This is a genomic window from Achromobacter sp. Root83, from assembly GCF_001428845.1.
In the GTDB taxonomy this organism is placed as follows: domain Bacteria; phylum Pseudomonadota; class Gammaproteobacteria; order Burkholderiales; family Burkholderiaceae_B; genus Achromobacter.
On the sequence record NZ_LMIU01000002.1, the window covers coordinates 166,614 to 172,795 of the forward strand.

General features: G+C 68.9%; 8 protein-coding genes. 6 read left to right on the forward strand and 2 right to left on the reverse strand.

Translation table 11 applies throughout. The features are described from left to right. Nucleotides 1-4 precede the first annotated feature (4 nt). Together thiE and ASE30_RS06200 are read right to left on the reverse strand one after the other, a co-directional pair. Nucleotides 5-670 carry a thiamine phosphate synthase gene (gene thiE, locus ASE30_RS06195; RefSeq protein WP_057283421.1) on the reverse strand — a complete coding sequence of 222 codons (666 nt, stop codon included), beginning with the start codon at nucleotides 668-670 and terminating at the stop codon, nucleotides 5-7. Further along, on the reverse strand, nucleotides 667-1,476 hold the full coding sequence (locus tag ASE30_RS06200; RefSeq protein ID WP_156407556.1) for a hydroxymethylpyrimidine/phosphomethylpyrimidine kinase: 810 nt from the start codon (nucleotides 1,474-1,476) through the stop codon (nucleotides 667-669). The genes thiE and ASE30_RS06200 overlap by 4 nt, the downstream gene beginning before the upstream one ends. A 154-nt stretch (nucleotides 1,477-1,630) precedes the next feature. On the opposite strand from ASE30_RS06200, the gene ASE30_RS06205 reads away from it, so the two are divergent. From ASE30_RS06205 to ASE30_RS06230, 6 genes are all read left to right on the forward strand, one after another. Next, the gene (locus ASE30_RS06205) at nucleotides 1,631-1,795 is read left to right on the forward strand and encodes a rubredoxin (RefSeq protein WP_003814980.1); all 165 of its coding nucleotides are present in this window, start codon (nucleotides 1,631-1,633) and stop codon (nucleotides 1,793-1,795) included. A 149-nt stretch (nucleotides 1,796-1,944) separates the two neighbouring features. Beyond that, on the forward strand, nucleotides 1,945-2,532 hold the full coding sequence (locus ASE30_RS06210) for a YqgE/AlgH family protein (RefSeq protein ID WP_057283423.1): 588 nt from the start codon (nucleotides 1,945-1,947) through the stop codon (nucleotides 2,530-2,532). Further along, entirely contained in the window at nucleotides 2,525-2,926 is a 402-nt protein-coding gene (gene ruvX / locus ASE30_RS06215; protein WP_057283424.1) for a Holliday junction resolvase RuvX, read from the forward strand. Before ASE30_RS06210 ends, ruvX begins: the two co-directional genes overlap by 8 nt. A 19-nt stretch (nucleotides 2,927-2,945) precedes the next feature. Continuing rightward, nucleotides 2,946-3,866 carry an aspartate carbamoyltransferase gene (locus ASE30_RS06220; protein ID WP_057283425.1) on the forward strand — a complete coding sequence of 307 codons (921 nt, stop codon included), beginning with the start codon at nucleotides 2,946-2,948 and terminating at the stop codon, nucleotides 3,864-3,866. Then, complete coding sequence (locus tag ASE30_RS06225) at nucleotides 3,863-5,152, forward strand: dihydroorotase (protein WP_057283426.1); 1,290 nt, start codon at nucleotides 3,863-3,865, stop codon at nucleotides 5,150-5,152. Before ASE30_RS06220 ends, ASE30_RS06225 begins: the two co-directional genes overlap by 4 nt. Next, complete coding sequence (locus ASE30_RS06230; RefSeq protein WP_057283427.1) at nucleotides 5,149-5,889, forward strand: 1-acyl-sn-glycerol-3-phosphate acyltransferase; 741 nt, start codon at nucleotides 5,149-5,151, stop codon at nucleotides 5,887-5,889. Before ASE30_RS06225 ends, ASE30_RS06230 begins: the two co-directional genes overlap by 4 nt. The last annotated feature ends 293 nt before the right edge of the window (nucleotides 5,890-6,182 follow it).

Sequence of the window (6,182 nt, forward strand, 5' to 3'; positions counted from 1 at the left end):
GCGTTCAAGGCTTGCGGTTGGGGTTGGCGGAATAGGGCGCGGAGCAGGCCGCGGCGGCGGCCCGGATGCTGGGCGCTTCGAAGAGGCCGGTGATGACGGCGATGGAGTCGGCTCCTGCCTGGGCCACCAGCGGGGCATTGCCGGGCGTGATGCCGCCGATGGCGACCACCGCGGGCCGGGGGGCGTCACGGTCTTCCACCAGGCGGCGGGCTTCGGTCAGGACGGACAGCGGCGCGCGCACGGTGTCGGGCTTCACGGTGGACGCGAACATGGCGCCGAAGGCGATGTAGTCGGCGCCCGCGTCCAGCAGTTCACGCGCCCGGTTCAGGTCGTCGTAGCTGGATCCGCCCAGGATCAGGTCGGGGCCGGTTTCCTTGCGGATTCGCGCCAGGCTGTCGTCGTCGCGGCCCACATGCGCGCCGTCGGCGCCCACGTCCAGCGCCAGGCGCCAGTCGTCATTGATCAGGAACACCACGCCCAGTTCGCGGCACAGCGGCGCCAGCGCGCGGGCCTGCGCGGCGCGCAGGGCATCGGGCACGTTCTTGCGGCGCAGTTGCAGCGCCCGCATGCCGCCTTCGGCGGCCTGGCGCACCGCCTGGAGCAGGCGATCGGTATCGTCCCATTCGGGGGTGACGCCATACAGGCCGGCGGGAAAACGCAGCGGCTTCATTGCGGCACGATCCGGTTGGGAATGCGCCGGCCCATGCCCGGCAGGAAGCTGGCGGCGACGGACGCGTCCGCGTGCGCCAGGCCCAGTCGAACGGCCTCGGGCATTTCCAGCCCGCGCGCCAGATGGGCGGTGATGGCGGTGGCGGCCAGGCCGCCGGCGTCGCCGTTGCGGTCCGGGGGCGCCTGCCACGGCCAGGTGTGCGTCTGGCCGCCGGGTCCCAGCAGCACATTGGCGAAATGGCCAGGCCGCTGGGGGCTGCCCAGCACCAGGACCCACTCGGCGCCCGCCGCCACCAGGGCATGCATGGGCGACGGTGCGTCCCCGATATCGATGTCGCCGTCGGCGTGCCACTGCGCCAGGCGCAGGTGCTCGATCACCAGCAGATCGGTCTGCGGCAGCACGAGCTCGAGCGTGGCGGCCAGCAGGTCGTCGGCCTCGTCCTCGTCGGCGGCGTCGGCCGGCATCTGGGCGCGCTGGCCCAGGTGCAGCACCAGCGGCACCTGGCTGTAGTCGGCGGCGACCTGCGCCGTAACGCTTGCCGTTTCCGCGGTGTATAGTCCGCCCACCTTGATGGCCTGCACGGACATGTCTTCGAGCAGGCAGCGCGCCTGGTCGTCCAGCAGGTCAGGCGAAACGGGGTGGATTTCTTCGATGCCGGCGGTGTCCTGCACGGTCAGCGCGGTAACGGCCGCCAGGCCATGACAGCCCAGGCGGGCGCACGTGACGGCGTCCGCGGGCAGGCCGTCCGAGCCCGAGGGATCGAGCGGACCGAAGACCAAAACGAGAGGGGGAGTAACGGGGGCCACTTGACTGCGCTTGAGTGGAGGTTCCCGGACTCATTTGGGATGAATCAGGGGAACCCCTATTGGGTTTCGGTAAGATTGTCCCCATTCTAATGGAAGCCCCCCACCTTTGCCCCGCCGCGGGGACTCCGGTGGGGAATTGATGTAAGAGAGAACTATGCGTACTTGGATGTGTCTTATTTGTGGCTGGGTCTATGACGAAGAGGCCGGCCTGCCCGACGAAGGCATCGCGCCCGGCACCCGCTGGGAAGACGTGCCGCCGAACTGGGTCTGTCCTGAATGCGGCGCCCGCAAAGAGGACTTCGAACTGATGGAAATCTGAAGCACCCGTACCGCCGACATATTCCGCCAGGGCTCGTAAGATGGGGCATGCCCCATCCCTCGTAACCGTCGGACTGCCGCCAGGCATGACGAACCGCGTTCGCGCGATCTCCCCAACGGTTCTTTCAGATTACCCATGAAGGGGTTGCCATGACGGAAAAACACCACGAAGACGCCACGACGCAGGCGGCCAACTTCGCCAATCAGTTCCTCATCGCCATGCCGGGCATGGTGGAAGGAAGCCTGGCGGGGTCCGTCATCTATGTGTGCGAGCACACCGAACGCGGCGCGCTGGGCCTGGTCATCAACCGGCCCACCGACCTGACGCTGGGCACGCTGTTCGAGCGCATCGATCTGACGCTGGAGATCGGGCCCGTCAAGGATACCTACGTCTTTTTCGGCGGTCCGGTACAGACCGACCGGGGTTTCGTTTTGCACGCGCCGGCCGGCGACTACAGCTCCAGCATCAAGATGGGCGGCATGGCGCTGACGACCTCGCGCGACGTGCTGCAGGCCGTGGCCGACGGCAACGGGCCTGCCCGCCTGCTGGTCACGCTGGGCTATGCCGGCTGGGGCGCGGGCCAACTCGAAAGCGAGATGGGCCAGAATGCCTGGCTTAGCGTCGGCGCCAACGACGACATCATTTTCGACGTCCCCCCTGAAGACCGCTACCCCGCCGCGCTCAAGCTGCTGGGCATCGATCCGGTGATGCTGGCCGGCGGTGCGGGCCATGCCTGAAGAAACGCTGCTCGCCTTCGATTTCGGCGAGAAGAAAATCGGCATTGCCATCGGCAACACGCTGACGCGCCAGGCGCGTCCCCTGGAAATCATTTTCAGCGAGATCCGCGACGCGCGCTTCGGCCGCATCGCGGCGCTCCTTCAGGAATGGCAGCCCCACCGTGTGGTGGTGGGGCTGGCGCTCGACGCCGATGGTGGCGAACAGCCCGCCACCGCGCGTTGCCGGCGCTTCGCCAATCAGCTCCATGGCCGTTTCGGTGTCGCCGTCGAACTCGTCGACGAGCGCGGCTCCAGCATGGAGGCGCAACGCCTCCTGGGCACCCATGCCGCGGACGACGCGATGGCCGCGGCTGTTATCCTGCAACGCTATCTGGATACCTTGCCCGCGTCCTGATGGCGCGGCCTGTCTGCCCATGCTCAATCCGCAACTCGACCGCCGCGGCGAACTCATTCATCTGCTGACAACGGAAGGGCTGCCCCGGCGCCATGTCGAGCGTCTGCTGGACGTGGCGCGCGCCGACGCGGCGGCCGGTGGCGCGCGGCCCGAAGCGGCTCCGGAGCTGCCGGTCTTTCTTTGCCTGCCCGGCGATGCGTCCGAGGACCGTGACGCCTTTGCCGCCGCGGCTGCCCGCCTGGGCATGCTGCCGGTGCCGCTGGACCCGCAGGCCGGCGGCGCCCTTGCCGAGACCGTCCGCGCGCTGGCGCCGGGCCTGCTGGTGCTGCGTCACAACCAGAGCGGCGCGGCCCATTGCGCGGCGGCCCACGCGGCGCCGGGCCTGCGCATTGTCAACGCGGGCGACGGCCGGCACGCCGATCCTCTGCCCGCCTTGGCGCTGGTGCAGGCCATCCTCGAGACCAAGCCCGATCTGACCAGCCTGGTCGTGACGCTGGTGGGCGACGTTCTTCATTCGCGGCTGGCGCGCTCCTTCATCCACCTGCTCACCACCCTGGGCGTGCCCGAGGTGCGCGTGGCGGCGCCGCGCACGCTTGTGCCCGACGGCCTGCCGCAATTGGGCGCGCGCGCATGCGCCACCCTGGAAGAAGGATTGCGCAACGCCGAAGTCATCGTCGTGCTGCCGCTCGGGGTGGAACGAATCAGCGGCGCGCAGTTGCCGTCGGCGCGGGAATACGCCTGCACGCACGGGCTGACGCCCGCGGCCCTTGCCTGGGCCAATCCCGATGCCCTGCTGCTGCCTGCCTCCCGGCTTGCGCCCGGCGTGGAGGTGGACGGCGACATCGCGGCAAGCCTGGCGCCGCTCGAGACGCGCCTGGCCGATCTTGAACAGCATGTGCGCCTGGCCGCCCTGCGCGTGCTGGCCGGAGATTCCCCATGAGGCTGCATATCGCCAATGGCCGGCTGATCGACCCCGCGCATGCGGTGGACGGGCGGCATGACCTCTACATCGCGCAGGGCCGTGTCGTCGCCGTCGGCGCCGCGCCCGACGGTTTTCAGGCCGACCGCCACCTGGACGCCAGCGGGCTGGCGGTGCTGCCGGGCCTGGTCGATCTGTCCGCGCGGGTGTCACAACCCGGCGGCGCGGCATTCGCGCCGGCCGAACTGCGCGCCGCGCTGGCGGGCGGCGTGACCCGGCTGGTGCTGCCGCCCCATCCGGACGCTCCGCCGGACGAACCGGGCAAAGTGGAAGCGCTGATGCGCCATGCCCAGGCCGGACAGTGCATGGTCCATCCGCTGGGCGCGATGACCGTGGCGCTGGCGGGCGACACGTTGACCGAAATGGCGTTGCTGTCGCAGGCGGGCTGCATCGCCTTCTCGCAGGGCGAATCAGGCATTGCCGACACGCGGGTGCTGTGGGGCGCGTTGCGCTACGCAAGCGGGCTGGGCCATACGCTGTGGCTGCGGCCGCAAGACCCCTGGCTCGCGCGGGGCGCGTCGGCCGCCAGCGGCGCCTACGCGGAACGCCTGGGTCTGGAAGGGCTGCCCGCGCAGGCGGAGACAGTGGCGCTGCATACGATCTTCGAATTGCAGCGCGCCACCGGCGCCCGCGTGCACCTCACGCGGCTATCGACCGCGCCGGGCCTGGACTTGCTGCGCGCCGCCAAGCGCGAAGGCCTGCCGGTCACCGCCGACGTGTCGGCCAACAGCCTGCACCTGACCGATGTGGACATCGGCTTCTTCGACACGAACTACCGCCTGAGCCCGCCCTTGCGCGGCCAGCGCGACCGCGACGCCATTCAAGCGGCCCTGGCCGATGGCGTGGCCGATGCCCTGTGCTCCGATCACACCGCCGTCGACAACCGCGGCAAGGCCGAGCCGTTTCCGGTCTCCGCGCCCGGCGCCACGGGGCTGGAGCTGCTGCTGTCCCTGACCTTGAAGTGGGCGCGCGACAGCCGCCGCCCGCTGGCCGAGGCGCTCGCGCGCGTGACCTCGGGTCCAGCCGCCGTGCTGGACAAGATCGCGCCGTCCGCCACGCCTGCCGGACATCTGGGTGTGGGCGCGCCCGCCGACCTTTGCCTGGCGGATCTGGACGCCGAATGGATCGTGACGCCCGCGGCCTTGCAGAGCCGGGGCGCCCACACCCCTTTCGCGGGTATGATGCTGCCCGGTCGAGTGCGCGCCACCGTGGTTGGTGGCCAACTGGCCTGGGAGACTCCAGTTTGAAGCTGCTGCGCTTTGTCCTACGCCTGAGCCTTGTCCTGCCTCTGATCGTCTTCGGCCTGTTCTGTGTCGGCCTGGTATATCCCCTGTTGCGCCCCGCCGCGCGCGCCTGGCTGAACCGCGGCTGGTCGCGCTGCCTGATGGCGGCCTGTGGCCTGCGCGTCACCTCCAAGGGCCAGCCGCGCTTGAAGGGCCCGGTGCTGCTGGTGGCGAACCACGTCTCCTGGATCGACATTTTCGTGCTGAATTCGGCGCGCGCCACGTCGTTCGTCGCCAAGAGCGAAATCCGCGCCTGGCCCGTCATCGGCTGGCTGGTGGCGGGCGCCGGCACGCTGTTCATCGAACGCGGCCAGCGCCACGCGGTCCACGCGATGGGCGAGTCGATGCAAACCCGCTTCAAACAGGGCGACGCCGTCGGCCTGTTCCCCGAAGGCACGACGACCGAAGGCTTCGCGCTCCTGCCTTTCCACGCCAGCCTGTTCGAACCGGCCCGCGCGGCCGCCGTCGAGATCCAGCCCGTGGCCTTACGTTTTCTTCAACACGGCGAGCGCAGCGGCTATGCGGCGTTCGTGGGGGAGGAGTCGCTGGTGGCTAATCTTTGGCGGGTGCTGGGGGTGACGGGATTGGCGGTCGAGGTGGTGTTCTTGCCGCCGTTGGAAGCTCGGCATCCGGATGGGAGTCTGCCTACTCGGCTGGAGTTGTCTCATCAGGCTCGGGATGCGATTTTGGGGGTGCTTTGAGGGGGTGGGGTTTGGAACTGGGTAGGTGTCAGTTCAGATCTTCGTAGGTGCTGGTTCAGGTCTTCGTAGGTGCTGGTTCAGGTCTTCTCAGGTGCCGGTTTCGATCTCGTAGGCGCCGTTTCAGATCTTCGTAGGTCGCCCGGCGGCGCGGTCGCCGTGGCTGCGAGCGCCCACGATTGTGTAGTGGTCTAATTTTGGTAGACACCCAGTTAGGTTGAACCTAGGAGGTGGGTCATGACCAAGATTAGAAGACGCGTGTTTACAGCCGAGTTCAAGCTGGAAGCTGTTCGGAT